Source organism: Microbacterium sp. NPDC057944, assembly GCF_042887445.1.
GTDB classification, from domain to species: Bacteria; Actinomycetota; Actinomycetes; order Actinomycetales; family Microbacteriaceae; genus Microbacterium; species Microbacterium natoriense.
Map to the genome: position 1 here is coordinate 637,757 of NZ_JBHVPJ010000002.1, position 26,640 is coordinate 664,396.

The window sequence follows — 26,640 nt, forward strand, 5'->3', positions numbered from 1 at the left end:
CGACAGGAGAACACACATGAGCATTCCGCTCACCGACACCGCCACGCTGCATCCGCTCGTGCTCCCCGCACGGGCGGATGCGGCGGACGCGGTCGACCTCATCGAGTACGCACGAGTGCGAAACGCCTCGCTGACCGAGACCACGGGCCGCGACGACGATCACCTCGCGCCGGCCGCACTGCTGGCGCTCCTCCGGTCGGACGCCGACCTGGAGCGCCGGCAGTGGCTGATCCGCATCGGCGAGGAGGCCGTCGGCGTCGCCGTCCTGAACATCATCGCGGACGACGGCGGCCGCGCGGCCTTCTTCACGATCAACCTGCTCCGGTCCGTATGGAGCAGGGGCATCGGCACTGCGGCACTGCGCTTCATCGAGCAGCAGGCCGCGATCGCAGGAGTCGCGCGGCTGCTGGTCTGGATCGAGCACACCGACGCCGACGAGCCCCGGCTGGACTCGCCCACCGGACTCGGAAGCATCCCGAAGGACCACGGCGCTCGCTTCCTGCTCCGCCACGGCTTCGCCCTGGAGCAGGTCGAACGCGTCAGCGCCTTCGAGCTGAGTGGCGACGCCGACCGGCTCCGCGCTCTGCACGCGGAGGCCGCTGCGCACGCGCCGGGATACCGCATCGTGAGCTGGCAGCTGCCCACTCCCGCAGAGTTCGTCGACGGGTACGCCCGCCTGAAGCAGGCCATGTCGACGGACGCCCCTGACGCCGACCTCGACATGCCGGAAGAGGAGTGGGACGCCGAGCGTGTCGCTCGTCACGACGACCGCTACCTCCAGCGTGGAGAGACGGTGCTCGTCACCGCGGCCCAGCACGCGGAGACGGGTGAGCTCTGCGCCTTCAATGAGCTGTCGATCGGCGGGGAGCAGGGTCTCACGACCCACCAGGCCGACACCCTGGTGCGTTCTGCGCACCGCGGACACCGACTCGGGATGCTCGTCAAGACGGCGGGACTGCTCGACTGGAGGGATCTCCGACCCGACAGTCCCCGCGTGATCACCTGGAACGCCGAGGAGAACCGGCCGATGCTCTCCATCAACGAAACCCTCGGCTTCACCCCGATCGCCTACGAAGGCGCCTGGAGGAAGGACCTCTCATGACCACCCCGACCATCACGATCTCTCCGCTCGTGGTGCCACGAACCCTGAGCGATGACGACGCCGGCGACTTCCTCGCGTTCGCCGCGCTGAACCGCCGCATCTGCGATGAGGCCGTCGGACTGCCCGACCTCTCCCCCTCCGCCGAGGAGCTGCTGCCCTCATGGCTGGACGACACGGACACCCAGGAGGCGGGATTCGTGGCTCGTGTCGACGGAGAGATCCTCGGCATGGTCTCGGTCGCATTCGCGCAGGAGGACGGTGCGCAGACGGCCGAGATCGACCTGCTCGTCGCGGAGGAGCACTGGGGCCGGGGCGTCGAGGAGGCGCTCCTCGCACGCGCCGAGGAGGAGTCGCGGTCCCGCGGACGCAGCATCCTGCAGACGTGGACCCTGCACCGTCCGATCGACGCGGAGCGCATGCTGACGCCCGGCACGGGGTGGGGCCGCATCCCGGCCACTCCCCTGGCCGATCTCTTCGCCGGCGCGGGATACGGCCTCGAGCAGGTGGAGCGCAACAGCGAGCTCGATCTGCACGCCGACGACACCGGCATCCGGCAGGCGCTGGCGGATGCCGAGGCCTTCGCGGGGGCGGACTACCGCGTCATCTCCTGGAACCTGCCCACCCCTGCCGAACTGCGAGACGGCTACGCGGCCATCCTCGCCCGGCTGTCGACGGATGCTCCGAGCGGAGACATGGAGTTCGTCGCCGAGCACTGGGACGCCGAGCGCGTGGTCCGCCGAGAGTCGCGGCTGCTCGACGGGGGTCAGCTGGTCTCCGTCGCCGCGGTGCAGCATGCACCGACCGGCGCGCTCGTGGCCTACAACGAGCTGGTCATCGCGAAAGAGCGCGCAGGGGTCACCCATCAGTTCGGCACCCTCGTCGCGAAGGAGCACCGCGGTCACAGGCTCGGGACGATCGTGAAGTGCGCCAACCTGCTGCGTTGGCGCGACCTCGTCCCCGCGGCGACGGTGGTCTCGACCTTCAATGCCGAGGAGAACCGGCCGATGCTCGACATCAACGAGGCCATCGGTTTCGTCCCGGTCTCGTACGCCGGCGCGTGGCAGAAGAGGATCTGAGACATCATCCGTCCGATGTAGCCGGATCACTCCTCTGGCCGATGACGGCGGTGAGGGCGTGACGAGAGGCTGGAAGCATGAACTCCTCCGTCCTCGAAGCTCACGCCCTCACCAAGACCTACGGCACGACCCGTGCCCTCGCCGGGATGGACCTGGCGATCAACCGCGGCGAGTCCGTCGCGATCATGGGCGCGTCGGGGTCGGGCAAGACGACCCTCCTGCACGTGCTCGCGGGGATCGTCACCCCCGACAGCGGCTCTGTGACCTTCCGACCCGCTGTCGGCGACTCCATCCTCCTCACCGGACTCGGCGAGTCCGCGCGCTCGCGGCTGCGGAGGGAGCGTCTCGGTTTCGTCTTCCAGCAGGGTCTCCTCATCCCCGAGCTCACCGCCGTCGAGAACGTCGCACTCGCCTCCATGATCAACGGGACCAAGCGAGCGGATGCCGTGCAGCATGCGGCATCCTGGCTGTCCGCCCTCGGGCTCGCCGGCATGGAGGACCGGCGCATCGGCGAGCTGTCCGGAGGTCAGGCGCAGCGCGTGGCCATCGCGCGCGCCCAGGCGACCGGCGCCGAACTCGTGTTCGCCGACGAACCGACGGGCGCCCTCGATTCGCGCACCTCGCACGAGGTCATGGACGCGCTGCTGTGGTCGACCACCGGACAGGGCCGCACGCTCGTCGTCGTCACCCACGATGCGGAGGTCGCATCCCGCTGCTCACGGACGATCGCGGTCCGCGACGGCCTGATCGTCTCCTCGGCGGTGACGGCATGAACCCGCGCGTCCTCGCGCTGCTGCTGCGCCCGTCCCCTGGGCAGGCGGGAGTGCTGATGCTCCCCGTCGTCGCGTTCGGCGTGGTGACGACGCTCGTGCTCACGGTCGTCGGCGGTGCTCAGTCGTTCTGGTCCTGGACCGACGAGTTCGCGCCCCTCTACCAAGCGCTCGCGGCGATCGCCCTCGCGCTTCTCATCGTCCCCCTCATGAGTCTGGGCGGCGCCGCCGCGCGGCTGTCGGCTCGACGCCGCGACGAGCGCCTGTCGACTCTGCGTCTGCTGGGCGTCACCCCGCTCGGCGTCGGGGTCGCCACGGTGTTCGAGTCCGTGCTCCTGGCCGGTACCGGTGCACTCGTCGGGGTGCTCGGTCATCTCGCCATCAGTCCGCTCATCGCCCTGATCCCGTTCCGGGGTCAGGCGCTCGGGCTCGGCGCGGTCCTGCTCCCGCCCCTGCACATCCTCGCCGTCATCGCCGGGGTGCTGCTCGTCGCGGCCGCCAGCGCGGCGATCGGTCTGCGTCGAGTCGTGATCTCACCGCTGGGAGTGCGGTTGCGGGCCACGGCGTCCGGTGTGCACTGGATCCGCTTCGTGCTCGGCGCCTCCGTGATCACGATCGCCTTCCTCCTCATCAAGCTCGTACCGCAGATCGCCGGTCTCGTGACGACCATCGTCGTGCTCGCCGCTCTCTTCGGCGCCGCTCTGGCCGTCCTCAACCTCGTGGGGCCGTGGGTGCTCAAGGTGTCGGCGTCCCGTCAGCTGCGCCGTGCCGAGGTGCCCGAGAGGCTGCTCGCCGCACGGATCGTGCTCGACTCCCCCAAGTCCGCATGGCGCCAGGTGAGCGGCATCGCGATGGCGAGCTTCATGGCCGTGTTCGCCGGAACCGGAGTCTCGCTCATGAACGTGATGAGTTCCGCTGGCGCCGAGAGCGGAGACATCGCGATCGCGCGCGACATGCGCACCGGACTGATCATCACGCTCGTCGCCTCGTTCCTCATGGTCGCGGCATCCGTCGGAGTGAACCAGGCCTCGTCGATCCTCGACGAGCGCGAGCTGCACCGCAGCCTGCACTATCTCGGTGTGCCCATGACGACGGTCGACCGAGCCCGTCGGCGCGCGATCATGTCGCCGCTGCTCATCACGTCCATCGGTTCCGCGCTCTGCGCCGGGCTCCTCGTGTTCCCACTTCTGGGGATCGCCATGATCATCGCCCCGGAGTCGCTCCTCACCATCGCGCTCGTCGTCGCGGTCGGCATCGGGGTGGTCTGGGCGGGTGCACTGGCCACGCGACCGCTCCTCGCCCGCTCGTTCCAGGCGGCCTGAGTCGCCTGCTAGTCTGCTCGCTGACCGTGAGGAGACGAGAGTGTCGGAACGCCGCGTGCCCATTGCCCCGCAGCAGGTCGATGCGCCGCTGACGAGGACGGCGATCTTCCTGGTGGTCACCCTCGCGGACACCGGGACGGATGCCGCGCGGGAGGCCGTCTCCGGCATCGAGGACCTCGTGAAGACCGTCGGCTTCCGAGACCTCGGCGCGCGCCTCTCCTGCACGGTCGGGATCGGCGCGCGGGTGTGGGAACGGCTCACCTCGCACCCGCTGCCGTCGGAACTGCACGCGTTCCCCGAAGTTCAGGGGCAGGTGCATACGGCGGTCTCCACTCCGGGGGATCTGCTGTTCCACATCCGTGCCGAGAGGCAGGATCTCTGCTTCGAACTCGAACGGCTGATCCTGGAGCAGCTCGGCGACGCCGCGCACGTCGACGACGAGACCTGGGGGTTCCGCTACTTCGACGCGCGCGATCTGCTCGGCTTCGTCGACGGGACGGCCAATCCCGTCGGTCCCGATCTGCCCGAGGCCACTCTGGTCGGGGCGGAGGACTCGGCGTTCGCCGGCGGCAGCTACGTCGTGGTGCAGAAGTACCTGCACGACCTCGGTGCGTGGCAGAGTCTGTCGACAGAGCAGCAGGAGGCGATCATCGGGCGGCGCAAGGCCGACAACGTCGAACTCGACGATGCGGCGTCGGGAACCCAGCAGGCGCACAAGTCGCTCGCCACGATCGTCGATGAGACGGGCGAGCACGACATCCTCCGCGACAACATGCCGTTCGGGCGGCCAGGCGCCGGCGAGTTCGGCACCTACTTCATCGGCTACTCACGCCATCTCTGGGTCACGGAGAAGATGATCGAGCGCATGTTCATCGGAGACCCGCCGGGCCTGCACGACCGCATCCTCGACTTCTCGACCGCGCGCACGGGGACGACGTTCTTCGCGCCCTCTGCAACGTTCCTGGCCTCGCTCGGCTGACCCCGCCATCGTCGCCCGACCTGAGTCGCGACCGACGACGCCGATCGAGTCTCAGGTGTCGTACTCGCCCGAATCCCAGGGGGCGTAGAACGCCATGTAGTCCCCCGGCTCGACCGTGACGTTCCAGTACCATTCCTCGTCCGGATCGTCGGCGTCGGGGCCGTTCAAGACCATCCCGAACACGTGTCCGTGCGCCACGATGCTGAACGGGGCGATCGTGATGTCGTCGAAGGTCACGGGACCGAGCTGCGCCAGGAGGGCGGCAAGGGCATCGGACTGCTCCGTGAAGTCCGCCGGATTGCCCGGGAGCGCCGAGTCCTCCGGCCGGGGTCCGAGTGCCACGATCTGCGCGTCCATGAGATCGCCCTCGCCGTCGAACAGGTACCGCGCGACGAACTCGGCGCTCGCTCCGGACGTCACGGCACTCGTGAAGGGCGTGGTGATGAAGAACTGCTGACCGTCCGCGGTCCTGCCGACGTACCGTGCGTGATAGTCGTCATGTGCGATCAGGAACACGTCGGGCGCCGGCGCGTCATCGTGATCGAGGAGGGCTCGGTCGAGAGGGGCGGGCATGCCATCAAGCTACACCGGACGCCGGACCGCTCACTACGCAGTCAGCCTGCCGCTCAGCGTCGTCGCTGACACCTCGGGCAGAAGTGCGATCCTCGGTTCATGAAGCTCTCGCGCACGATGGGTGTTCCGCATCGATGGCACGGCGTGCCCTGCTGCCCGTAGGCGTTGAGCGAGTGCGCGAAGTAGCCAGCCTGTCCGTTGACGTTCACGTACTGCGCATCGAAGCTGGTGCCGCCCTCTGCCAGCGCCTTCGCGAGCACCGAGCGCACCTCGGCGAGGAGTCGCCGAACGGCCTGCGTCGACAGCGCGTTCGCCGGTGTCTCGGGGTGGATGCGCGACGCCCACAGCGACTCGTCCGCGTAGATGTTGCCGACGCCGCTGATCACGCCCTGATCGAGCAGCACGCGTTTGATGGCGCTGCCGCGGGTGCGGAGCGCCGCGCGGAACGCACCGTCATCGAACTCGGGATCGATCGGATCGCGAGCGATGTGGACGACCTGGGACGGGATCGACGTCTTGCCGTCGAGGACGAGCGGATCGACCGCGAGCGAGCCGAAGGTGCGCTGATCGGAGAAGACGACGGCCAGCTCGCCGTGCGTCGGATGCTCCAGATGGATGCGGATGCGCTCATGGCGCTCAGCCGGAGCATCCGGCGCCCGGAGCAGCATCTGTCCGCTCATGCCGAGGTGCGCGATGAGAGCATCGCTGCCGGTGTCGAGCGGGAGCCAGAGGAACTTGCCACGCCGCTCGGCGCCGGTGAAGGTGCGTCCTTCGAGGCGTCCGACGAAGTCCGCTGCTCCGGCGGGATGCCGGGTCAGTGCGCGCTCGTCGAAGACGCTGACCGCGGTGATCTGCGAGCCGATGGCGGCGGGAGCGAGACCCGCTCGCACCACCTCGACCTCTGGCAGCTCAGGCACGCTCGTCGAGCACGCGCCAGGCGTTGAGCGCCGCCGCCATCTCCGCGGTCTTCTTGCTGGTGCCGTTGCCCGTCATGCTGACGTCCCCGACGACGACGGTCGCGGTGAACCGACGGTCGTGATCAGGCCCGCTGGCCTCGATCGAGTACTGCGGCGGCGTCGCGCCGACGCGCGCGGCGAGCTCCTGCAGGCTCGTCTTCGGGTCCATCGCCGCGCCGTACCGTTCGGGGTCGGCGAGGAGAGGCTTGGTCAGCCGGAGCACCAGTTCCGTGGCGGCATCGGGACCAGCCGACAGATAGGTGGCGCCGATGACGGCTTCCATCGTGTCGGCGAGGATCGAGTCCTTGTCGCGTCCACCGGTCTGCTCCTCGCCGCGGCCCAGCAGGAGGTGATCGCCGAGGCGGATGCCCCGGGCGACCTCTGCCAGTGCCACGGTCGAGACGACACTCGCCCTGCGCTTCGCCAGCTCGCCCTCATCGAGGTCGGGATTCGTGGTGAAGAGCATGACGGTCACCGCCTGCCCGAGGACCGAGTCGCCGAGGAACTCCAGGCGCTCGTTGTGCGGGATCCCGCCGTGCTCGTACGCGTACGAACGGTGAGTCAGGGCCAACTCCAGAAGCTCCGCGTCGATATCGACGCGGAGCTTATCCGGAAGAGGCCGTGCCCCGTCGGGCGCCTCTGTCAGCGACGTGATGAGCGTCTCAGACGTCGGCGACCTTGCGGCCCTTGTACTCGAGGAAGAGCTCGGTGCCCTGCGAGTCGGTGACGACCTTCGCCTGGTGGGGGCGGCTGTAGACGACCTTGCCGTTCTCGATCGTCTTGACGAGGGCAGGAGCCTCCGCCTTCCACTGCGCGCGGCGCGAGCGGGTGTTCGAACGGGAAACCTTGCGCTTCGGGGGGTTACCAGCCATGACTAGCTCTCTTCTTTCTCGGCGGCGCGGCTCTCTGCCGTTCCGTCTTGGTCTGTGATCTGCTGGAGCGCACTCCATCGAGGATCGATGGGAGCGGCCTGCTCCGTTCCGGTGCTCACGGTCAGCCTCTCGCCCGTTCTCGGGTCGAGACCCAGGCAATCCGGCTGACACACCGGCTGAAAAGGAAGCGACAACACGGCCGCATCCCTGACCAGAGTTTCAAGATCCACGTGGTCGTCTTGAACCTCGAAGTCAGTTTCTTCCTGACCAGGATACGCGAAAAGCTCCTGGAACTCGACTTCGACAGGCTGTGCGATGTCGATCAGGCATCGACCGCACACTCCGGAGTACTCACCCTCGGCCGTTCCGGACACCAGAATGCCCTCGTGGACGGACTCGAGACGCACATCGAGGTCGAGTTCAGAGCCCTCGGCATAGGTGACGATACCCTCGCCCCACTGCTCGTCGAGACGGACCGTGAAGGCGTGCTCGCGCATCTCTCCCGGGTGGCGGACGATGTCGCGGACAGGGAGGATGAAGGGGCCATTCAGACGGGGACGCACCCCGCCATGTTACCGGCTCTCACCTGGGTGATCGCCGACTCAGATCCCGCGTGCGCCGGTGTCGAGGAAGGCTGCGACGGCCGGAGGCACGAAGGGCGTGACATCTCCCCCGAGGCCCGCCACCTGACGGACCAGAGAGCTGGACACCATCGCGTGCGAGGGGTCGGGCAGCAGGAACACCGTCTCGATGTCGGCGAGGTGCCTGTTCACGATCGCCATGGGTGATTCGTAGGCGACGTCGATCTGCGATCGGATGCCCTTGACGAGCACCCCCGCGTTCACGTCGCGCGCGTAGTCGACGAGCAGGCCCATGCTCCACGAGCCGATGACGATGTTCCCGCCCATGCCGTCTTCGGCGATGGACTGCTCCAGCAGCGCGAGGCGCTGGGCGATGGGCAGCATGGCCTCTTTGCCGGGATTGTGCACGACGAGCACGTGCAGCTCGTCGTACAGCTTCGCCGCACGACGGATCACATCGAGGTGACCCAGGGTCGGCGGATCGAAGGAACCCGGGACGACGGCGATCCGGCTGCTCATGTCACCAGCCTAAGGCACGTCAGTTCTTCGCCAGCGCCGCGCGGTCTTCGTCGGTCACACGTCGCTCGATCGCCGCTCTCAGGCCGGGGTGCGCGTCGAGAGAAGGATCGGATTCGAGGATCACCTCCGCGAGTTCCCGCGCGCGCACGATGAGGCCGGAGTCCTTCACCACGCGCAGCAGCTTCAGCGAGGAGCGGACGCCGGCCTGAGCTGCTCCGAGCACATCGCCCTCTCCCCTGAGCTCGAGGTCGACCTCAGCCAGTGCGAAGCCGTCGAGGGTGGCGGCGACGGCATCCACCCTCTCGCGCGCGACCGAACCGGACTCCGCCTCCGTCACCAGCAGGCACAACCCGGGGACGCCACCACGTCCGACGCGACCCCGGAGCTGGTGCAGCTGCGAGACGCCGAACCGATCGGCGTCCAGCACGATCATCGTCGAGGCGTTGGGCACGTCGACGCCGACCTCGATGACCGTGGTCGCGAGGAGCAGGTCGATCTCGCCCCTCGCGAAGGACTGCATCACGGCGTCCTTCTCGTCGGAGGGCATCTTCCCGTGCAGCACCGCACGTCGCAGGCCACCCAGCGTCGGATGCGTGGCGAGGGCCTCGTCGAGCTGCACGACGCCCCAACGGGGACCGTTCGCGCCCTCGGGCGCGGGAAGCGCTCCGGCCTCGGCGGTCTTCTTGGTCGTGTCGATGGCAGCGCACACGGCGAACACCTGCCGCCCCTGGGCGATCTCCTCGGACGCGCGCTCCCACACGCGGTTGAACCACCCCGGATGCTCTGCGAGCGGCGCCACGAACGATTGGATGCCCGCTCGTCCGGCCGGCATCGTCCGGATGACGGATGTGTCGAGATCGCCGAAGACCGTCATGGCGACGGTCCGCGGGATCGGCGTTGCCGTCAGCACGAGGGCGTGCGGACTCGATCCCTTCGCTCGCAGCGCCTCGCGCTGCTCGACTCCGAAGCGATGCTGCTCGTCGACGACGACGAGGCCGAGATCGGCGAAGGTCGTCTTCTCACCGAGCAGCGCATGGGTTCCCACGACGATGAGCGCCTGACCCGATGCCACGCGCAGCGCCGCCTTGCGCCGGTCGGCGGCCGGCATCTGGCCGGTGAGGAGCGTCGGCATCACGAGCGGCGCGAGTTCGGGGCCGAGCATCTTCGCGATCGACCGCAGATGCTGCCCTGCAAGAACCTCCGTCGGTGCGATCAGCGCCGCCTGGCCTCCGGACTCCGCCACCTGCAGCATCGCCCTGAGCGCGACCAGCGTCTTTCCCGAGCCGACCTCGCCCTGCACGAGGCGGTTCATGGGCCACGCGCCGACGAGGTCTTCCGCGACCTGCTCGCCGACCGTCTGCTGATCCGGGGTGAGGGTGTACGGGAGCGCCGCGTCGAATCGTTCGAGAAGCCCACCGGGCCGTGCGGGGCGCGTCGTCGCCGCGAGCGCGCGCACCGCATCGCGCTGCTGCAGCAGTGCGGTCTGAAGGGTCAGCGCCTCGTGCATGCGCAGCGTCCGCACCGCAGGATCGATGTCGTTCCGGGTCTTCGGGCGATGGATCTGGTCGAGAGCCTCTCTCGCGGTGAGCAGCTCCTCTCGACGGCGGACGGCGTCGGGCAGCGGCTCCGGGACATCGCCGAGATCGTCGAGGACTCTGACCACGAACTTCGCGATCTGCCAGGTCTGCAGGCTCGCGGTCGCGGGATAGATCGGGATGAGGACGGCGGCTCTCGCGTCGGCGCGTCGACGCGCGGCATCCTCGTCGTCGAACAGCTCGTACTCCGGATGGGCGAACTGCGTGACGCCGTTGAACTCCCCCACCTTGCCGGAGAAGACCCCGCGTCTCCCGACCGCGAGCTCCTCGGAACGCCACTTCGCCGCACCGAGGTTCTTCGCGAAGAAGGTCAGGGACATCTTGCCGATGCCGTCGCCGATCACCACATCGACCATGGCGCCCTTGCGGTTGCGCATGGCCCGCGCACTGGACGAGAGGACCTCGGCGACGATCGTGACGGTCTCCCCGAGCGGCAGCTCGCGGATGGGCGTGAGCTCGCCTGGGTCGGCGTAGCGACGTGGGTAGTGCGACAGCAGGTCGCCGACGCTCTGCATCCCGAAGGCGCGGTTCAGCGTCTTCGCGGGCGTCGGCCCGAGCGCCTCGTCCAGCGACGAGTCGAGAGTGAGCGGCATGATCCGACCCTATCGGCGGGATCCGACACCGCGGCTCACGCGATCGCCCGCGCCACCGCGTCGAACGCCCGCAGCGTCCAGAGCAGCTTCTCGCCGTCCTGCGGGGTCGGCCAGCTGGACAGCTTCGCGGCGACGACTCCCGCCGAGCGGTTGACGTAGATCATCTGCCCGTGGATGCCGAGAGCGAGCATGACCTCGGATCCCTCGTACGGGAACCAGAAGCCGTTCCGATACATCCCGCCCGGCATGAGGGTGGGCTCCGGCGCGTTCGCGAACGCGATGCGGGAATCCGCTCCGCCCGCGAAGGTGTCGGCGACCCAGGCGAACGGGAGCACCTGCCTGCCGTCGAGCGCCGCACCGTCGCGCAGATACAGCAGCCCGAATCTGGCGAGATCGCGCAGTGCGGCGGAGACGCCTCCGTCGAACATGCCGGCGCCGACGGAGTCGATGCCGACGTGCGCACCGAATTCCGCGCCCATCTCCTGCCACAGTCGACGGGACATCACGTCGGCGGCGTGGATGCCTGTGGCTCCCTCGATCACGAACGCGAGGGCGTCGGTCTCGCACGACTTGTACTCGAAGCGTCCGCCGTGCTCGTGCTCCGCGCCGAGGCTCGCAAGCAGTTCCAGCAGCGTTCCCGGCACGTCGTCGCGCCGTCTCGGAGCCCATCCGATGGCCTGCTCGAGCAACCTGACCTCGGCGTCCGCGTCCAGATAGTCCTCGGAGAAGCGCACGCCCGTGCGCATGTCGAGCAGATGCCGGACCGTCGCGCCGTCGTACCCGGAGCCGACGAGGGCGGGCACGTACGCCGTCACCGGTGCGTCCGGGTCGAGCACGCCGTCGCCGATCAGGATGCCCGCAGTGGTCGTCGTGAGCGACTTGCTCACCGACATCAGAAGGTGGGTCGTGCCAGGGAGCATCGTGTTGGCGTAGCTCTCGCCCATGATCGCGCCGTCTCTCGAGACGATCCACCCGTCGGTGTGGGTCATGGCCATCACGTCCTCGAAGGACGCCGAGCGCTGCTCCCAGGGGGGCGCGACGGGGATCAGAGCGAGATCGGCAGGAACCGAGGGCATCGGGGTGACCCGCTCCCCCCGGGAGATGGGATGCACGGGGAGGAAGTCGGCGATGTGCTGCATGGACCACTCGAGGTACGGCGCACGCTGCCAGGCATCGAGAGGCGGCGGGCCGGGGGCGACCGCCGACTGTGCGAGGGAGGGGTCGACGCCCGTGAAGTCGGGATGGGCTTCAGCTTCAGAGATCATCGTGGCGAGTATCGCACAGGTCACCCCTTCGCCCCGGCGTGATCGACGGCGTCGACGAGCTCGACGGGCGGCAACGGGGTGGCGGCGTACATCGACCTGATCGAGTCGATGAGGTGCTTCGCGCGGATCGTGAGCTCGCCGGCGGGTGTCTGCAGGCGTCCCTTCGTCACCAGGATGCCGAGATCGGCGCCCTTCCACCGGTAGTCCCCCGGGCCGTAGATCCGCAGGTAGAACGCCTCGGACTCGCTGTGCAGGAGGTGCCAGTCGAGGTCGCCCTGCGAGAACACGAGACGCCCCTGCAGGTCGTACACGTATCGCCCCGTCGGCGGAGCGACGTCGATGTGCTCGACCGTGTCGACGGTGTGCTTGATGACCATGTGACTCCATACGTCCGCCGCCGCGAGCTCCTCCCAGCGCTCGTTGACCTCGTCGACGTCCAGGACGAAGTCGACGTCGGCGAACTCCAACAGGTGGAAGACGAAGAGCGGCACGTCGGCGTAGGCGCCGGCTGTGACGTTCGTGATCGCCGAGGCGCCGGAGATCCGGGGATTCAACTCGCCGAGATAGACCTCGCCCGAGTCCGTGTCGAGGAGCACGTCGACTTCGAAGAACCCCCGATACCCCTCCTGCCCGAGACGGTCGCCGAGCCGGCGGACGAGCTGCGTCGCACGATGGCGGGCATCCGCGTCCAGCACGCCGGGGAACATCTCGTTGCCCGACCAGCCCCCGCGGTAGGGAGTGAGGGCCCCATGCCCGGTGATCTCGGTCATGAAGGGGCCGACGACCGTGCCATGCCGTGTCAGCACAGCCTCCACGGCGATCGGCCTGTTGTTGATCCGCTTCATGATCTTCACCTCGACGCCCCGCACGTCGTCCGCGATCCGATCGAACCCGTCTTCGTCGCCGACGAAGAACGTGGTCTTGCCGGAGTCACCGTACGCCGTCTGGATGACGAGGTCGCTGCCGAGACCGGCTGCGTCGGCCGCGGCGACCACGTCCGTCCAGGACTCGACGGTCGTGATCGTGTTGGGGACGCTCGCGACCCCGACGGACTCGGCGATCCGCGTGGTGACCATCTTGGAGTCGAGGTGCTCACGCAGCCGTGCGGACGGCAGGATCAGGTCGAAGCCCAGCTCCTCGCAGATCGCCTCTGTCTCCGCGTCGAAGAACACCGTCACGATCTGCGGGCGCTCGCCCGCGGGTGTGAGGCGCGCGATATGCGCACGGACCTCGTGGTTGCGCAGCAGCCAGTTGTTGATCTCCTCGCCGCTCTGGAACTCCACGTAGGGCTTGTCGATGGGGCTGAACACGCGCGGATGCGCTCCCTGCCAGCTGTCGTAGTAGGCGATGTAGGAGAAGCCGCGCACCCAGCGATCGAGCCCGAGGAGATTGAACGCCGAGGCGCCCACGAAGAACACGGGGCGCCGGTTGGTGCGGAAGTGATGACGGATCTCCGACATGTTGCGCAGCGCATGCGTGATCGGCGGCGCCTCGACGTCGAGCGGCTGCTCCTCGGCGTCCAGCGTGGGCGCGGACGTGGGCAGCGGTCCCGTCGTCAGGTCGACGGCGGGGACCGACTCCCTCTTCGCGGTGCTCTTCGCACGGCTCTCGGCCGGTCTGCGGGCCGTCGTCGTGCGCTTGGCGGGGGTCTTCCTCGGTGTCGCCATCGCGATCCTCCTCGATCAGGACAGAACTGTGCTGTGCATCGGGGGATGCGATGATCATGTCAGTTCGACGGGATGAGGACAATCCTGAAACCGCTCCGTCTTCTCACATCGTCGCGAACGTGGCCGCCGGTGGTCTGTCGTATCGTGAACTGGTGACGAGGATCATCGCCGGCAAGGCCAGAGGAGCGCGCCTCGACGTGCCGAGCTCGGGCACCCGCCCGACCAGCGACCGGGTGCGGGAGTCGCTCTTCGGTGCGCTCGAATCCGCGGAGGCGATCGCGGGTGCGCGTGTCCTCGATCTGTACGCCGGCTCGGGTGCGCTGGGCCTCGAGGCGCTGAGCCGAGGGGCCCTGAGCGTCGACCTGGTCGAGCGGGGGCGCCCGGCCGCCGCGATCGTGCGACGCAACGCCGCGACCACGTCGAAGGCCGGCGGTCTCGCGATGGCCCGCGTGCACGAGAGCGCGGTGCATCCGTTCCTCCTGCGCGCCGCAGGGCCCTACGACCTGGTCTTCTCCGACCCGCCCTACGACATCGAGGACGCGGCGATGAACGCAGACCTCCTCGCGCTCGCCCCGCTCCTCTCCCCCGACGCGCTGGTCATCGTCGAACGCGCGAAGCGGTCGACCGCACCCGACTTCGACGGCGCCGGACTCTCCCTGTTCCGGGAGAAGAACTACGGCGACACGACGCTCTGGTGGGCCGAGCCCGCCGACGCTCAACCCGCCGCGGAGTCCCAGTCCCGATAGGGATCCCAGCCGCTGATGTCGACGGGCGCCTCATCGCAGAGGAGCGGCTCGGCGCCTGCCGTGCGCACCACGCCGATCGCGCGGAAACCGGCCGGAACGGAATCGGCGGGGAAGGTCGCGAGCAGGGCATGGTCCTCGCCGCCGGCCAGCGCCCTCGTCGGGTCCGACCCGAGGCGGGCGCCGCCCAGGGCGATCGTCACACCGGATGCCGCCGCCAGGCGCCGCGCGTCCAGCGCGAGGCCGTCGGAGATGTCCATCATCGCCGTCGCCCCGGCGACGGCGGCGAACGGACCGAGTCCGATCGGCGGAGACGGGCGCAGCTGGGCGTCGAGCGCCGCACGCTCCCCCTCGGCGAGCCGCGTGGGGTCGACCGGGACAGGCGTCTCGCCGTCTCGGAAGCGGCCGAACAGCACGGCGAGTCCGCGGGCCGCTGCTCCCAGCTCTCCCGCAACCGCCACGACGTCACCGGGCCGAGCCCCCGCCCGCGTCACGGCAACTCGACCCTCGAGGTCTCCGAGTGCCGTCACCGCGACCGTGAGCACCTCGGACACGGTCAGGTCGCCGCCGACGACCGAGCACCCTGGAGCGAGGGCTGCGCAGGCGTCTCGGAAGCCGTCGGCCAGACGCTCCACGAAGGACAGCCGGAGGTCGCGGGGCACGGCGAGAGCAACCAGCAGCGCGGTCGGGCGCGCCCCCATGGCCGCGACGTCGGCGAGGTTGACAGCGGCCGACTTCCATCCGAGGTCGTAGCCGCTCGACCACGCGAGACGGAAGTCCGGTCCGTGCACGAGCGTGTCCGTCGTCGCGACGACGGTTCCCGACGGCGCAGCGATCACGGCGGCGTCGTCGCCGGGCCCGATGATCGTGTGCGAGGCGGGAGCGGTCCTGGCGAGGATGGCCCGCAGGATCTCTCCCTCGGAGAGCTCTCCGAGGTGCGGATCGTCGGCATCGGGTCGGGAGGGCATGAAGTCAAAGGTAGCCTGGAAGCATGCGCCTCTCTCGCCGTCTCGCCGTCGCCGCGGGTGCAGCGGCTCTGCTCGCCGCACTCTCCGGATGCTCGACGACGATCCACCTCGAAGCGGCCAAGGACGCGAACAATCCCGCCTGCGCCGACGTGTCGGTTCTCCTGCCATCGGCGCTCGGAGAGCTCGACAGGGTGTGGACGGATGCTCAGGCCACCGGAGCCTGGGGAGACGACCCGACGGTGGTGCTCCGCTGCGGCGTCGCCGTGCCTGCTCCCTCGGCGCTGGTCTGCCAGACCTTCAGCGGCGTCGACTGGCTCGTGCTCGACCAGGAGGAGGACCGCCAGCGACTCGTCACGTTCGGACGCGACCCCGCGATCGAACTGAGCATCCGTCGGGGCACCGAGGTGGACTTCCGCACGATCGTGGACAAGCTCTCCACGAGCATCCAGGCGGGACTCCAGCCGGCGACGGCGAAGTGCACGGCTCGGGAGGGCTGATGAATCCCCTGATCCCCACTGAGTACGACGTCGCCATGAGCGTGCTGGCCGTCGCGGCGATGCTGTTCACGCTGTGCGCGTTCGTCTCGATGGTGCGCGATCGCAACGCGACAGGGTCGACCTTCCTGGTCTGGCTCCTGATCGTCCTGCTGCTGCCCGTTCTGGGGCCCCTCGCGTGGTTCTGCTACGGACGCGCGGCCGTCGCCGCACGCCCGTAGCGGGCGACGCTCAGCGGCGCAGGCCGGCCTCGATCAGCTCGGAGATCAGATCGCCGTAGCTCAGCCCTGAGGCGACCCAGCACTTCGGGAACATCGAGATCGGCGTGAAGCCGGGCATCGTGTTCAGCTCGTTGACGACCAGCTCGCCCGCGGGCGTCAGGAACATGTCCACGCGGGCCAGACCACGACCGTCGACGGCCTCGAACGCGCGGACACCGGCCTCCTGGATCGCCGAGACCTCGGCATCCGTGAGCTCCGCCGGGCACACCACGTCGACGCCCTCTCCGCCGAGGTACTTGCCCTCGAAGTCGTAGAAGCCGCGCGAGGTCAGGACGATCTCCCCCGGCAGTGACGCCCGGACGCCCTCCGCGCCCTCGAGAACGGCGACCTCGATCTCGCGGCCGGACACTCCGGTCTCGATGAGCACCTTGTCGTCCTCGGCGAACGCGACGGCCAGAGCCGCATCCAGCTCGGCGAGGTCGTCGACCTTGGACACGCCGACGCTGGACCCCGCACGGGCGGGCTTGACGAAGAGCGGCAGCCCCAGCGCCTCGGCCGAGGTGCGCACGCCTGCAGCATCCGTGGTCCATTCGCGGGCGCGCACCGTCACCCAGGGCGCCACGGCGATGCCTGCGGCCTGCAGTGCGATCTTCATGAAGTGCTTGTCCATGCACAGCGCGGAATCGAGCACGCCGCCACCTGCATACGGGACCTCGAGCGTGTCGAAGTAGCCCTGGATGGTACCGTCCTCGCCGTGCGGTCCGTGGAGGATGGGCAGGACGACGTCGATCTCACCGAGCCCGTCGATCGAGCCGTCGGGCTGCACGACGCGCAGGGTGCGGTCTCCGCCGGGCTCCGGCCACAGCACCCGGGTGCCGTTGTCCACGACCTCGGGAAGGTGCGCGGCATCCAGCGGGAACTTCGCCGGGTCGTCCTCTTCGAGCACGAACGCCCCCTCGCGGGTGATCCCCACGGGGATCACGGCGTAGCGGTCGCGATCAATCGCGCCCAGAACCCCGCCCGCCGTTGCGGAACTGATCGAATGCTCGCTGGAGCGCCCTCCGAAGAGCACCACCACCGTCTGCTTGTCCAAGATTGGTCCTCTCCCCCTGCGGGGTGTCGTCGTCCGTCGTCAGGTGCGGTGCGATGTCACGGGGATCCATCTTCCCGTCCAGCACCATCTTCACCTGTTCGACGATGGGCATGTCGACCTCCGACTCGCGTGCCAGCTGCAGCACCGGAGCGACGGACGCGAGTCCCTCGGCGGTCTGCTGCATCTGCTTCACGACGTCCTGGAAGCTGTACCCCTGGCCGAGCAGGCGCCCGGCCGTGTTGTTGCGGCTCAGCGGAGACTGGCACGTGGCGATCAGATCGCCCAGGCCGGCGAGGCCCTGCAGGGTCTCCGGGTGCGCGCCGTTGGCGACCGCGAAGTCGGTCATCTCCACGAGTCCGCGGGTGATGATCGACGCCTTGGTGTTCTCGCCGTATCCGACGCCGTCGACGATGCCGATCGCGACGGCGATGAGGTTCTTCAGCACGCCGCCGAACTCGGTGCCGATGACATCCGTGTTCACGAAGGTGCGGAAATAGCTGTTGCGCGCTGCCCTGGCGATCGTCTCCGCCGTCTCCAGGCTCCGCGAGGAGATCACGGCCGCGGTGGGCTGCTCACGCGCGATCTCGAGCGCGAGGTTGGGCCCCGAGGCCACCGCGATCCGCTCAGGGTCGCAGCGGAGCTCCTGCTCGATGACCTGGCTCATGCGCAGACCCGTCGAGCGCTCCACGCCCTTCATCAGGCTCACGATCTTCACGTCGCTGTCGGCGAGAAGAGGGCGCAGCGCCTTGAGGTTCTCGCGCAGGGACTGACTGGGCACCGACAGGTACACCTGCTCGACGTCGCGCATCGCGATCGCGAGCTCATGCGTCGCCGCCATCGTGCGGGGCAGGTTGATGCCCGGAAGGTAACGGGAGTTCCGTTTCGCCTCGTCGATCTCGTGGGCCAGCTCGGCGCGACGCGCCCACATGGTCACCTGCGCTCCGCCGTCGGCGAGGATCTTGCCGAAGGTCGTCCCCCAGCTTCCGGCGCCGACGACGGCGACCTTCGGCCCCGCCTGCGGGGTTCTCTTAGGAGTCAAGGCGACCCGTCTCCTTCTGACCGTGCGACGCCGGGTTCCAGCGCTCCGCGGGAGCCTTCTCGTCGCGGAGGTCTTCCAGCAGCGCAGTGATGGCGTTCATCAGACGGTTGGTGGCCTCGGTGAGCGCGGACTGCTCCCCCGCACGCCCGCGGAGGTCCGAGAGGTCCACGGGGTCGCCGATGACGATGTTCACCGGCTTGCGCAGAGGCCACAGGCTCAGACCCTTCTGGTAGCGGCCCATGATCGCCTGCGTTCCCCACTGCGCCATCGGGATGAGCGGGATGTCGTCGGCGAGTGCCAGACGCACCGCGCCGGACTTCCCCCGCATCGGCCACAGGTCGGGGTCGCGGGTCAGCGTGCCCTCCGGATAGACGATGACGCCCCGCCCGTGTTCGACGAGCTCCTCGGACTGCTTCATGGTCTGCTTCGCGGCCGTCGCCGACGAGGAGCGTGCGACCGGGATCATCCCGGTGCGGCGGAGCAGCCACCCCAGGACCGGGATCTTGAACAGGCTGTCCTTCGCCATGAACCGCGGGGCACGTCCCAGCCGCCACACGGCGACGGCGACGATCAGCGGATCGAACTCCGAGTAGTGGTTGGGCGCGAGCACGAAGGCGCCCTGAGCCGGCAGCTTCTCCTTGCCCGTGACCCGGATCTTCGCGAGCAGCGAGATCAGCGGGACGACGATCACCGCGAGCGGCCAGAACAGGCTCGGTCGCCGCGTCTCCGACCTGGCACCCATTCCGGTCACCGGATGACGTCGAAGTCGGCCCCGAGGGCGTCGAGCTTCGCCAGGAACTTCTCGTAGCCGCGGCTGAGGATGTCGACGCCGGAGACCTTCGACTCGCCGGTCGCCGTCAGCGCGGCGATCACGTGGCTGTAGCCGCCGCGGAGGTCGGGCACCACGATGTCGGCGCCGTGCAGTGGCGTGGGTCCGGTGATCACTGCAGCCTGCTCGAGGTCGCGACGGGGCACCCGACGCGGACCGTCCTGGAGGCCACGCGGATGCACGACGATGTCGGCGCCCATCTTGACGAGCGCGTCCGTGAAGCCCATGCGGTTCTCGTAGACCGTCTCGTGCACGACAGAGCGGCCGTGGGCCTGCGTGAGCGCCACGACCAGCGGCTGCTGCCAGTCGGTCATGAAGCCGGGGTGCACGTCGGTCTCCACGACGACGGGCTTGAGCTCGCCGTCGCGGCGGAAGAGGATGCCGTCCTCCTGGATGTCGAACCAGCCGCCCGCCTTACGGAACACGTTGAGGAAGGTGAGCATCTCCTGCTGCTTGGCGCCTCCGACGAAGATCTCCCCGTCGGTGGCGAGGGCAGCGGAAGCCCAGGATGCGGCCTCGTTGCGATCGAAGATCGAACGGTGGTCGTAGCCGCGCAGCTTCTCCACGCCCTCGATCACGATGACGCGGTTGGGCTCGTAGGAGATGATCGCGCCCATCTTCTGCAGGACGGCGATGAGATCCATGATCTCCGGCTCGATGGCCGCGTTGCGCAGCTCCGTCGTGCCCTCGGCGCGGACGGCGGTGAGCAGGACCTGCTCGGTCGCCCCGACGCTCGGGTACGGGAGGTGGATGTTGGCCCCGTGCAGTCGGGCGCCGCCGGTGGACAGTCGGATGCCGCTGGGCAGCTTCTCGACGATGGCTCCGAACTTGCGCAGCGCGTCCAGGTGGAAGTCGATCGGACGGTCGCCGATGCGGCAGCCGCCGAGATCGGGGATGAACGCCTGCCCGAGGCGGTGCAGAAGCGGACCGCAGAACAGGATCGGAATCCGCGACGCACCGGCGTGGGCGTCGATCTCCTCCATGTGCGCGGACTCGACACCGATCGGGTCGAAGACCAGGGAGCCCGGCTCGTCGCCCGGCGTGACCTGGACGCCGTGCACCTCGAGCAGCGAGCGCACCACGGCGACGTCGCTCAGATCGGGCACATCCCGGAGCGTGCTCGCTGTCTCGCCGAGGAGGGTCGCGACCATCGCCTTGGTGGCGAGGTTCTTCGCCCCCTTGACGTCGACGCGGCCGCGCAGCGGGCGCCCTCCGCGAATGGCGAGGACGTCTCCGGTGAGAGCGGGAACTCCGTCCGGAAGAGCATCGCGCACGGGTGTCGTCATTCGGAGCCTCACTTCAATCCACTGTTTCGGGGGCGGGTTTGCCCCTGGCTGGCCCGCCCCTTCCGTGTCACTGAACGGGGAGGGTTCGAGGCCGCCACGACTCGCGTCGGGCCTCGAACTGCGCGATCTTGTCTTCGTTGCGCAGCGTGAGCCCGATGTCATCGAGCCCTTCGAGGAGCCGCCATCTAGTGTAATCGTCGATCCCGATGTCGGCCTGGATCCCGCCGATCGACGCGGTGCGCTCCTCGAGGTTCACGGTGATCCGCGCCCCGGGATTCCGGTCGATCTCGGCCCAGATGCGCTCCAGATCCTCTTCGGAGATCGTGGCAGCGAGAAGGCCCTGCTTGCCCGAGTTCCCCCGGAAGATGTCGGCGAATCGCGGGCTGAGCACGACCGAGAAGCCGAAGTCGCGCAGCGCCCAGACGGCGTGCTCGCGGCTGGACCCGGTGCCGAAGTCGGGCCCGGCGACGAGCACGGATGCGCCCTGGAACGGCTCCTGGTTCAGTACGAAGTCGGGGTCCTGACGCCAGGCGTGGAAGAGCGCGTCGTCGAAGCCGGTCTTGGTGACGCGCTTCAGGAACACCGCGGGGATGATCTGGTCGGTGTCGACGTTCGAGCGCTTCAGCGGCGCCGCGATGCCGGTGTGGGTGGTGAACTTCTCCATGATCAGACCTCCGCCGTCTCGTTCAGATCGCTCGGGCTGGACAGGGTTCCGCGGATGGCGGTCGCCGCGGCGACCAGCGGCGAGACCAGATGAGTGCGCCCGCCCTTGCCCTGACGGCCCTCGAAGTTGCGGTTGGATGTCGAGGCGCAGCGCTCCCCCGGCGCGAGCTGGTCGGGGTTCATGCCGAGGCACATCGAGCAGCCGGCGAAGCGCCACTCCGCACCGAAGTCCGTGATGATCCGGTCCAGACCCTCGGCCTCGGCCTCGAGGCGCACACGCGCAGACCCGGGGACCACCATCACGCGGACCCCGTCTGCCTTCTTCTTGCCCTCGATGATGGACGCGAAGGCCCGCAGATCCTCGATGCGGCTGTTGGTGCACGAGCCCATGAAGACGGCATCCACCGGCACCTCCTTGAGCGGAGTGCCCGGAGTCAGGTCCATGTACTCGAGCGCGCGCTCGGCGGCGGCGCGCTCGTTCGGGTCGGCGATGTCGGCCGGGTTCGGGACGGATGCCGACAGGGAGCTGCCCTGACCGGGGTTGGTGCCCCACGTGACGAACGGCTCCAGCGCGTCGGCGTCGATGAACACCTCGGCGTCGAAGACCGCGCCCTCATCGGTGGGAAGAGTACGCCAGTAGGCGACGGCGTCCTCCCAGTCCTGACCCTTCGGAGCGTGCGGCTTGTCCTTCACGTACGCGAAGGTCGTCTCGTCGGGGGCGACCATGCCCGCGCGGGCTCCCGCCTCGATCGACATGTTGCAGATCGTCATGCGGCCCTCCATCGAGAGCGCGCGGATGGCGCTTCCGCGGAACTCGAGGACGTACCCCTGACCTCCGCCGGTGCCGATCTTCGCGATGACCGCGAGGATGATGTCCTTGGCCGTGACGCCGGGTCGCAGAGTGCCTTCGACGTTGATCGCCATGGTCTTGAAGGGCTTGAGCGGCAGCGTCTGCGTCGCCATGACGTGCTCGACCTCACTCGTGCCGATGCCGAACGCCATCGCGCCGAAGGCTCCGTGGGTGGAGGTGTGCGAGTCGCCGCAGACGACCGTGATGCCCGGCATGGTCAGTCCCAGCTGGGGACCGACGACGTGGACGATGCCCTGCTCCGCATCGCCGAGAGAGTGCAGGCGGACACCGAACTCCGCGGCGTTGCGGCGGAGGGTGTCGATCTGGGTGCGGCTGGTGAGGTCGGCGATCGGCTTGTCGATCTCCCACGTTGGCGTGTTGTGGTCCTCCGTGGCGATCGTGAGGTCGAGCCGCCGCAGCGGGCGCCCCTCGCTGCGGAGACCGTCGAAGGCCTGCGGGCTCGTCACCTCGTGCACGAGGTGCAGATCGATGTAGATGAGGTCCGGTTCGCCGTTCTCGCCCTTGACGACGAGGTGATCGTCCCAGACCTTCTCGGCCAGGGTGCGTGCGGAAGCGGATGCTGCTGCGGGGGTGTTCATCGAATGTCTCCTGAAGCTGGCGGTTCGGCCCACAGTGGACTCCGCGACGAGGAGGGGCTCAGAACGAGGTCTCGTCGCGGCCGCTAAGAAGGAGCACGATCCGCATGACGTCAGATTACCACCGGTTCCGCGTGCTCCGGCACGGCGTGACACGCTGAGGAATCCGCACCACCGAGAGGCACCGCATGACCGTCGACACCGCCAGCTTCTTCACCCGAGCGCTGCACGCGGGGCGCGATCGGGAGACGGCTTCATCGCGCGCGACGCCGATCTACCTCACGGCGGGCTTCGAGTTCGACGACTTCGACCACGCGGCCCATCACTTCGGCACCGGAGACGGATTCGGGTACACGCGCACCGGCAACCCGACGGTCCGCGCCGTCGAGCGTCAGCTCGCGGCTCTCGAGTCTGGGGCGGACGCCGTCCTCGTGGCCAGCGGTCAGGCGGCTGTCGCCGTCGCCCTGCTCACGGTCGCAGGGGCCGGCGATCACATCGTCTCCTCCGCACACATCTACGAGGGGACCCGCGGGCTGCTCGTCGACAACCTCGCCCGTCTCGGCATCGAGACGACCTTCATCGACGACATCGGCGACCCCGATGCCTGGCGTGCCGCGATCCGCCCCACCACACGCGCGCTGTTCGCGGAGTCGATCGCGAACGCGCGCAACGACATCCTCGACATCACCGGAGTCGCCGCGATCGGCGACGAGCATGCCGTCCCGCTCATCGTCGACAACACCCTCGGTACGCCGTATCTGGTGCGTCCGCTCGAGCACGGGGCGTCCATCGTGGTCCACTCCGCGTCGAAGTTCCTCGCCGGCCACGGCTCGGTGCTGGGCGGCGTGGTCGTCGACGACGGACGCTTCGACGCGGATCGCGCGGGTCACAACGCCCCGCACCTGGTGCTCCCAGGGCGCGGCGGGCTGCCGAGCGTCGCCGCGCGCCACGGCGGCCTCGCCCGCATCGCGTACGCGCGGGAGTCCGTGGCTCCGCGCTTCGGCGCATCGCCGTCGCCGCTCAACGCGTTCCTCATCGGGCAGGGAGCCGAGACGCTGGGGCTGCGCGTCGAGCGCCAGTCCAGGAACGCGCTCGACGTCGCCCGTTGGCTGGAGGCGCACGACGCGGTGGAGAGCGTGGACTACGCGGGGCTGGAGAGCCACCCCGACCATGCGCTCGCGCAGCGGTACCTCGGCGGAGGCCACGGCGCGATCTTCACGTTCACTCTCCGCGGCGGTCTGGAGGCGGCGCGTGATGTCGTCGAGAGCGTGAGCGTGTTCACGCACATGACGCACATCGGCGACGTCCGCTCGCTCGTGCTGCATCCCGCGACCACGAGCCACGCGTACCGGACCCAGGAGGAACGCGACGCGCTCGGCATCCGACCGGGCACCCTCCGAGTGTCCATCGGCATCGAGGACGTCGACGATCTCATCGCCGATCTCTCGCGGGCACTCGCCACCGTCTGGGAGAAGGTCGCATGACGCGCCAACAGCACTTCGGCTGGTTCCTCGCCCGCGGCTTCGGCCCGCAGGGATGGGGATACCCGTCGCTCGACTGGGACTACGACTGGACCCGACCCGACGTCTATCAGGAGGCCGCTCGCACCCTCGAGCAGGCCGGATTCGACCTGGTGATCATCGAGGACGCCCCGTCGCTCGGATCCGCCGAGACGATCGACCTCCGTGTACGCCACGCCTTCGGCGGCCCCAAGCACGATCCGCTGCTCCTCGCGCCCTACATCTTCCAGGCGACCCGCCACCTCGGCGTCGTGCCGACGGTGAACCCGGCCGCCTATCTCCCCTACACGGCGGCGCGGCAGTTCGCGACCCTCCAGCACCTCAGCGGTCACCGGCTGGGCCTCAACGTCGTCACCGACACGGGGAGCGCTCGGCACTTCTCCGCCGCACCTCAGCTCGGACACGACGAGGCCTACGACCGCGCCGAGGAGTGGCTCGACGGCATCCGCTCGCTCTGGCGCAGCTGGGACGACGGCGCTCTCCTCGCCGATCGCGCGAGCGACGTGTACGCCGACGGCTCCCGACTGCGCGCCGTGCGGCACCGTGGCGAGCACTTCGCCTTCGACGGACCGCTCAACGCGATCCCCTTCCCGCACGGCGAGCCCGCGATCGTGTCGCCGGGCGGCTCAGGACGAGGCCTCGGGTTCGCGGGCGCGAACTCCGATGTGCAGCTCGCGCTGGCGCCTCTGCACGAGGCGTCTGTGCGCGCCTACCGCGCGAAGATCCACGACGCCGCGATCGCCGCCGGCCGGACGCCCGAGGACATCAAGATCCTGTTCGCGATCCAGCCCGTGATCACCACGTCCGCCGAGGAGGCCGACCGCATCGTGGCGGCCTCGGCCCGGCCGGATGACGCGGCACTCGTGCAGATCGCGCGCAAGCAGTCCAGCGATCTCGAGACCGACCTCACGGCGCTCGACCTCGACCGGCCTCTGGACGTCTCGATCTTCGGGGCGCATGTGTCGCGGGGCAGCATCCAGCGCCTGATCGGCGACCGCGGAGAGGACGCCCCGCTGCGCGCGCACCTGACCGCCCTGGCCAAGGCCGGTCGCGTCTCCGACCGCACGGGATTCGTCGGGACCGCGGAGGAATTCGCCGATCTCGTCGAGGAGCTCGGTGAGTGGGGCAACGACGGCGTGCTGCTGTGGGGCGACTTCCACCCTGTCACGCTGCACCGCACACTCGATGAGCTGGTTCCTGTGCTGCGTCGCCGCGGCATCCTCCGCCGGGAGTACGTCGACGGCGGGCTGCAGGCGAACCTGCGCGCCTTCTGAGCGCGCAGGTCCACCTCAGGACTACTCGCTGATCGACGCCTTCTCCGCGCGCTTCTCGCGCGCCGAGGCGATGAGGCTGGCGACGGTCGCACCGACCATCGAGACCAGGATCACCGTCAGCGACAGCCAGATGGGGATGTCGGGGGCCCACTCGATGTGCTGCCCGCCGTTGATGAACGGCAGCTCGTTCACGTGCATGGCGTGCAGCACGAGCTTGATGCCGATGAACCCGAGGATCACGGCGATGCCGTAGTGCAGGTAGCGCAGGCGGTCGAGCAGGTCGCCGAGCAGGAAGTAGAGCTGGCGCAGCCCCATGAGAGCGAAGATGTTCGCCGTGAACACCAGGAAGCTGTTGTGCGTGATGCTGAAGATCGCGGGGATCGAGTCGATCGCGAACATGAGGTCGGTCACGCCGATCGCCACGAAGACGATGAGCATGGGCGTCCAGACTCGCTTGCCGTCGACGACGGTGCGGAGCTTGTTGCCGTCGTACTCGTCGCTGATGTCGACACGACGACGCAGCAGACGCACGATGAAGTTCTCGCGCTGCACCTCTCCGTCGTGGTCGCCCTCGGGCATCGCCTGCCTGATCGCCGTCCAGATGAGGAACGCGCCGAAGATGTAGAACACCGGCGAGAAGTTCTCGATGATCGCGACGCCGAGCAGGATGAAGATGCCGCGCAGGACCAGCGCGATGATGATGCCGACCATCAGCACCATCTGCTGCAGTCGCCGCGGAACCGCGAACTGCGCCATGATCAGCACGAACACGAAGAGGTTGTCGATGGAGAGGCTGTACTCCAGCGCCCACCCGGTGAGGAACTCGCCCGCGTACTGACCGCCGGCGAACAGATAGAGCAGACCGGCGAAGATCAACGCCAGCGCGACGTAGAACACCACCCAGAGCGTGGACTCCTTGGTGGACGGGATGTGCGGGCGGAACTTGGCGAGCAGCAGATCGCCGATGAGGATGAGCACGAGGACGACGAGGGCGCCTACCTCGAACCAGACGGGGATGTTCACGGGTGCGCAGCACCTTTCGGGGAGGGTCGGAAAAGAACCGAAAGTCTCTCCCCCGCACAGTGTGCGTCGCGCGCCCGGAGCAGCTCAGTCGATGCTCGTGATGACGTTACGCGCGGAATCGGGATACTCCCTCTCGCTTCTGCAATGCTAGCGGAGTTTTCTGAGACGATC

At 68.8% G+C, this 26,640-nt stretch carries 27 protein-coding genes; 10 read left to right on the top strand and 17 right to left on the bottom strand.

Going from position 1 to position 26,640, the window contains the following annotated elements:
- Window positions 1–16: 16 nt before the first annotated feature.
- From ACFVRO_RS12480 to ACFVRO_RS12500, 5 genes are all read left to right on the top strand, one after another.
- Window positions 17–1,102, top strand: coding sequence for a GNAT family N-acetyltransferase (locus ACFVRO_RS12480; RefSeq protein ID WP_386952726.1), 1,086 nt, complete (start codon window positions 17–19; stop codon window positions 1,100–1,102).
- Window positions 1,099–2,178 carry a GNAT family N-acetyltransferase gene (locus tag ACFVRO_RS12485; RefSeq protein WP_386952728.1) on the top strand — a complete coding sequence of 360 codons (1,080 nt, stop codon included), beginning with the start codon at window positions 1,099–1,101 and terminating at the stop codon, window positions 2,176–2,178. Before ACFVRO_RS12480 ends, ACFVRO_RS12485 begins: the two co-directional genes overlap by 4 nt.
- Before the next feature lie 77 nt (window positions 2,179–2,255).
- A complete protein-coding gene (locus ACFVRO_RS12490; RefSeq protein WP_386952730.1) occupies window positions 2,256–2,951 on the top strand; it encodes an ABC transporter ATP-binding protein in 696 nt (231 codons plus the stop codon).
- Window positions 2,948–4,270: a permease gene (locus ACFVRO_RS12495; protein ID WP_386952733.1), complete on the top strand. Its 1,323-nt coding sequence runs from the start codon at window positions 2,948–2,950 to the stop codon at window positions 4,268–4,270. Before ACFVRO_RS12490 ends, ACFVRO_RS12495 begins: the two co-directional genes overlap by 4 nt.
- A 40-nt stretch (window positions 4,271–4,310) precedes the next feature.
- Window positions 4,311–5,249, top strand: coding sequence for a Dyp-type peroxidase (locus tag ACFVRO_RS12500; protein WP_386952734.1), 939 nt, complete (start codon window positions 4,311–4,313; stop codon window positions 5,247–5,249).
- Between the two features lie 51 nt (window positions 5,250–5,300).
- Here ACFVRO_RS12500 and ACFVRO_RS12505 read toward each other — a convergent pair whose 3' ends face one another.
- The 9 genes from ACFVRO_RS12505 to ACFVRO_RS12545 form a co-directional block, all read right to left on the bottom strand.
- Entirely contained in the window at window positions 5,301–5,822 is a 522-nt protein-coding gene (locus ACFVRO_RS12505) for a hypothetical protein (RefSeq protein WP_386952737.1), read from the bottom strand.
- Window positions 5,823–5,875: 53 nt separating this feature from the next.
- Window positions 5,876–6,739 (bottom strand): bifunctional DNA-formamidopyrimidine glycosylase/DNA-(apurinic or apyrimidinic site) lyase, encoded by an 864-nt coding sequence (mutM, locus tag ACFVRO_RS12510; protein WP_386952739.1) that lies wholly within the window; start codon window positions 6,737–6,739, stop codon window positions 5,876–5,878.
- Entirely contained in the window at window positions 6,732–7,424 is a 693-nt protein-coding gene (rnc, locus tag ACFVRO_RS12515; protein WP_105673331.1) for a ribonuclease III, read from the bottom strand. The genes mutM and rnc overlap by 8 nt, the downstream gene beginning before the upstream one ends.
- A 16-nt stretch (window positions 7,425–7,440) precedes the next feature.
- Complete coding sequence (rpmF, locus tag ACFVRO_RS12520) at window positions 7,441–7,650, bottom strand: 50S ribosomal protein L32 (protein WP_013586329.1); 210 nt, start codon at window positions 7,648–7,650, stop codon at window positions 7,441–7,443.
- Between the two features lie 2 nt (window positions 7,651–7,652).
- Window positions 7,653–8,147, bottom strand: a complete 495-nt coding sequence (locus ACFVRO_RS12525; protein WP_374197887.1) for a DUF177 domain-containing protein — start codon at window positions 8,145–8,147, stop codon at window positions 7,653–7,655.
- 105 nt (window positions 8,148–8,252) lie between these two features.
- Complete coding sequence (gene coaD, locus ACFVRO_RS12530; RefSeq protein WP_105673330.1) at window positions 8,253–8,750, bottom strand: pantetheine-phosphate adenylyltransferase; 498 nt, start codon at window positions 8,748–8,750, stop codon at window positions 8,253–8,255.
- Between the two features lie 19 nt (window positions 8,751–8,769).
- Complete coding sequence (locus tag ACFVRO_RS12535; protein WP_386952742.1) at window positions 8,770–10,938, bottom strand: ATP-dependent DNA helicase RecG; 2,169 nt, start codon at window positions 10,936–10,938, stop codon at window positions 8,770–8,772.
- 35 nt (window positions 10,939–10,973) lie between these two features.
- Window positions 10,974–12,203 (bottom strand): serine hydrolase domain-containing protein, encoded by a 1,230-nt coding sequence (locus ACFVRO_RS12540; protein ID WP_386952745.1) that lies wholly within the window; start codon window positions 12,201–12,203, stop codon window positions 10,974–10,976.
- Between the two features lie 20 nt (window positions 12,204–12,223).
- Window positions 12,224–13,870 carry a biotin carboxylase gene (locus ACFVRO_RS12545; protein WP_386952747.1) on the bottom strand — a complete coding sequence of 549 codons (1,647 nt, stop codon included), beginning with the start codon at window positions 13,868–13,870 and terminating at the stop codon, window positions 12,224–12,226.
- Between the two features lie 152 nt (window positions 13,871–14,022).
- Here ACFVRO_RS12545 and rsmD point away from each other — a divergent pair, with 152 nt between their 5' ends.
- On the top strand, window positions 14,023–14,616 hold the full coding sequence (rsmD, locus tag ACFVRO_RS12550) for a 16S rRNA (guanine(966)-N(2))-methyltransferase RsmD (RefSeq protein ID WP_386952750.1): 594 nt from the start codon (window positions 14,023–14,025) through the stop codon (window positions 14,614–14,616).
- On the opposite strand, the gene thiL is transcribed toward rsmD, so the two are convergent.
- Window positions 14,586–15,581: a thiamine-phosphate kinase gene (thiL, locus tag ACFVRO_RS12555; RefSeq protein WP_386952753.1), complete on the bottom strand. Its 996-nt coding sequence runs from the start codon at window positions 15,579–15,581 to the stop codon at window positions 14,586–14,588. The two genes, rsmD and thiL, sit on opposite strands and share 31 nt — an antisense overlap.
- Before the next feature lie 23 nt (window positions 15,582–15,604).
- On the opposite strand from thiL, the gene ACFVRO_RS12560 reads away from it, so the two are divergent.
- Window positions 15,605–16,078: a DUF3515 family protein gene (locus tag ACFVRO_RS12560; protein ID WP_386952755.1), complete on the top strand. Its 474-nt coding sequence runs from the start codon at window positions 15,605–15,607 to the stop codon at window positions 16,076–16,078.
- Window positions 16,078–16,296 carry a PLDc N-terminal domain-containing protein gene (locus ACFVRO_RS12565; protein WP_386952758.1) on the top strand — a complete coding sequence of 73 codons (219 nt, stop codon included), beginning with the start codon at window positions 16,078–16,080 and terminating at the stop codon, window positions 16,294–16,296. Before ACFVRO_RS12560 ends, ACFVRO_RS12565 begins: the two co-directional genes overlap by 1 nt.
- A gap of 10 nt (window positions 16,297–16,306) precedes the next feature.
- Here ACFVRO_RS12565 and ACFVRO_RS12570 read toward each other — a convergent pair whose 3' ends face one another.
- The 6 genes from ACFVRO_RS12570 to leuC form a co-directional block, all read right to left on the bottom strand.
- Complete coding sequence (locus tag ACFVRO_RS12570; RefSeq protein WP_386952761.1) at window positions 16,307–17,389, bottom strand: D-alanine--D-alanine ligase family protein; 1,083 nt, start codon at window positions 17,387–17,389, stop codon at window positions 16,307–16,309.
- Complete coding sequence (locus tag ACFVRO_RS12575) at window positions 17,295–18,428, bottom strand: NAD(P)H-dependent glycerol-3-phosphate dehydrogenase (RefSeq protein WP_105673323.1); 1,134 nt, start codon at window positions 18,426–18,428, stop codon at window positions 17,295–17,297. The genes ACFVRO_RS12570 and ACFVRO_RS12575 overlap by 95 nt, the downstream gene beginning before the upstream one ends.
- Complete coding sequence (locus ACFVRO_RS12580) at window positions 18,418–19,170, bottom strand: lysophospholipid acyltransferase family protein (RefSeq protein ID WP_341942271.1); 753 nt, start codon at window positions 19,168–19,170, stop codon at window positions 18,418–18,420. Before ACFVRO_RS12580 ends, ACFVRO_RS12575 begins: the two co-directional genes overlap by 11 nt.
- A 5-nt stretch (window positions 19,171–19,175) precedes the next feature.
- Window positions 19,176–20,543 carry a UDP-N-acetylglucosamine 1-carboxyvinyltransferase gene (gene murA, locus ACFVRO_RS12585; protein WP_386952764.1) on the bottom strand — a complete coding sequence of 456 codons (1,368 nt, stop codon included), beginning with the start codon at window positions 20,541–20,543 and terminating at the stop codon, window positions 19,176–19,178.
- A gap of 67 nt (window positions 20,544–20,610) precedes the next feature.
- Complete coding sequence (gene leuD / locus ACFVRO_RS12590) at window positions 20,611–21,207, bottom strand: 3-isopropylmalate dehydratase small subunit (RefSeq protein WP_386952767.1); 597 nt, start codon at window positions 21,205–21,207, stop codon at window positions 20,611–20,613.
- A gap of 2 nt (window positions 21,208–21,209) precedes the next feature.
- A complete protein-coding gene (gene leuC, locus ACFVRO_RS12595; protein ID WP_105673319.1) occupies window positions 21,210–22,655 on the bottom strand; it encodes a 3-isopropylmalate dehydratase large subunit in 1,446 nt (481 codons plus the stop codon).
- A gap of 185 nt (window positions 22,656–22,840) precedes the next feature.
- Here leuC and ACFVRO_RS12600 point away from each other — a divergent pair, with 185 nt between their 5' ends.
- Together ACFVRO_RS12600 and ACFVRO_RS12605 are read left to right on the top strand one after the other, a co-directional pair.
- Window positions 22,841–24,136: an O-acetylhomoserine aminocarboxypropyltransferase/cysteine synthase family protein gene (locus tag ACFVRO_RS12600; protein ID WP_386952770.1), complete on the top strand. Its 1,296-nt coding sequence runs from the start codon at window positions 22,841–22,843 to the stop codon at window positions 24,134–24,136.
- Window positions 24,133–25,446 (top strand): LLM class flavin-dependent oxidoreductase, encoded by a 1,314-nt coding sequence (locus ACFVRO_RS12605; protein WP_386952773.1) that lies wholly within the window; start codon window positions 24,133–24,135, stop codon window positions 25,444–25,446. Before ACFVRO_RS12600 ends, ACFVRO_RS12605 begins: the two co-directional genes overlap by 4 nt.
- Window positions 25,447–25,467: 21 nt before the next feature.
- On the opposite strand, the gene ACFVRO_RS12610 is transcribed toward ACFVRO_RS12605, so the two are convergent.
- The gene (locus ACFVRO_RS12610; protein WP_341942276.1) at window positions 25,468–26,469 is read right to left on the bottom strand and encodes a TerC family protein; all 1,002 of its coding nucleotides are present in this window, start codon (window positions 26,467–26,469) and stop codon (window positions 25,468–25,470) included.
- Window positions 26,470–26,640 lie beyond the last annotated feature (171 nt).

Excerpts from the sequence above, each read along its gene's own strand:
- coaD (WP_105673330.1), bottom strand. The coding sequence starts at position 8,750 with ATGAGCAGCCGGATCGCCGTCGTCCCGGGTTCCTTCGATCCGCCGACC.
- ACFVRO_RS12580 (WP_341942271.1), bottom strand. The coding sequence starts at position 19,170 with ATGGGTGCCAGGTCGGAGACGCGGCGACCGAGCCTGTTCTGGCCGCTC.
- ACFVRO_RS12495 (WP_386952733.1), top strand. The coding sequence starts at position 2,948 with ATGAACCCGCGCGTCCTCGCGCTGCTGCTGCGCCCGTCCCCTGGGCAG.
- ACFVRO_RS12505 (WP_386952737.1), bottom strand. The coding sequence starts at position 5,822 with ATGCCCGCCCCTCTCGACCGAGCCCTCCTCGATCACGATGACGCGCCG.
- ACFVRO_RS12540 (WP_386952745.1), bottom strand. The coding sequence starts at position 12,203 with ATGATCTCTGAAGCTGAAGCCCATCCCGACTTCACGGGCGTCGACCCC.
- ACFVRO_RS12545 (WP_386952747.1), bottom strand. The coding sequence starts at position 13,870 with ATGGCGACACCGAGGAAGACCCCCGCCAAGCGCACGACGACGGCCCGC.
- ACFVRO_RS12605 (WP_386952773.1), top strand. The coding sequence starts at position 24,133 with ATGACGCGCCAACAGCACTTCGGCTGGTTCCTCGCCCGCGGCTTCGGC.
- ACFVRO_RS12560 (WP_386952755.1), top strand. The coding sequence starts at position 15,605 with ATGCGCCTCTCTCGCCGTCTCGCCGTCGCCGCGGGTGCAGCGGCTCTG.
- ACFVRO_RS12485 (WP_386952728.1), top strand. The coding sequence starts at position 1,099 with ATGACCACCCCGACCATCACGATCTCTCCGCTCGTGGTGCCACGAACC.
- ACFVRO_RS12600 (WP_386952770.1), top strand. The coding sequence starts at position 22,841 with ATGACCGTCGACACCGCCAGCTTCTTCACCCGAGCGCTGCACGCGGGG.
- murA (WP_386952764.1), bottom strand. The coding sequence starts at position 20,543 with ATGACGACACCCGTGCGCGATGCTCTTCCGGACGGAGTTCCCGCTCTC.
- ACFVRO_RS12525 (WP_374197887.1), bottom strand. The coding sequence starts at position 8,147 with ATGCGCGAGCACGCCTTCACGGTCCGTCTCGACGAGCAGTGGGGCGAG.
- ACFVRO_RS12565 (WP_386952758.1), top strand. The coding sequence starts at position 16,078 with ATGAATCCCCTGATCCCCACTGAGTACGACGTCGCCATGAGCGTGCTG.
- leuD (WP_386952767.1), bottom strand. The coding sequence starts at position 21,207 with ATGGAGAAGTTCACCACCCACACCGGCATCGCGGCGCCGCTGAAGCGC.
- thiL (WP_386952753.1), bottom strand. The coding sequence starts at position 15,581 with ATGCCCTCCCGACCCGATGCCGACGATCCGCACCTCGGAGAGCTCTCC.
- ACFVRO_RS12535 (WP_386952742.1), bottom strand. The coding sequence starts at position 10,938 with ATGCCGCTCACTCTCGACTCGTCGCTGGACGAGGCGCTCGGGCCGACG.
- leuC (WP_105673319.1), bottom strand. The coding sequence starts at position 22,655 with ATGAACACCCCCGCAGCAGCATCCGCTTCCGCACGCACCCTGGCCGAG.
- rpmF (WP_013586329.1), bottom strand. The coding sequence starts at position 7,650 with ATGGCTGGTAACCCCCCGAAGCGCAAGGTTTCCCGTTCGAACACCCGC.
- ACFVRO_RS12480 (WP_386952726.1), top strand. The coding sequence starts at position 17 with ATGAGCATTCCGCTCACCGACACCGCCACGCTGCATCCGCTCGTGCTC.
- ACFVRO_RS12490 (WP_386952730.1), top strand. The coding sequence starts at position 2,256 with ATGAACTCCTCCGTCCTCGAAGCTCACGCCCTCACCAAGACCTACGGC.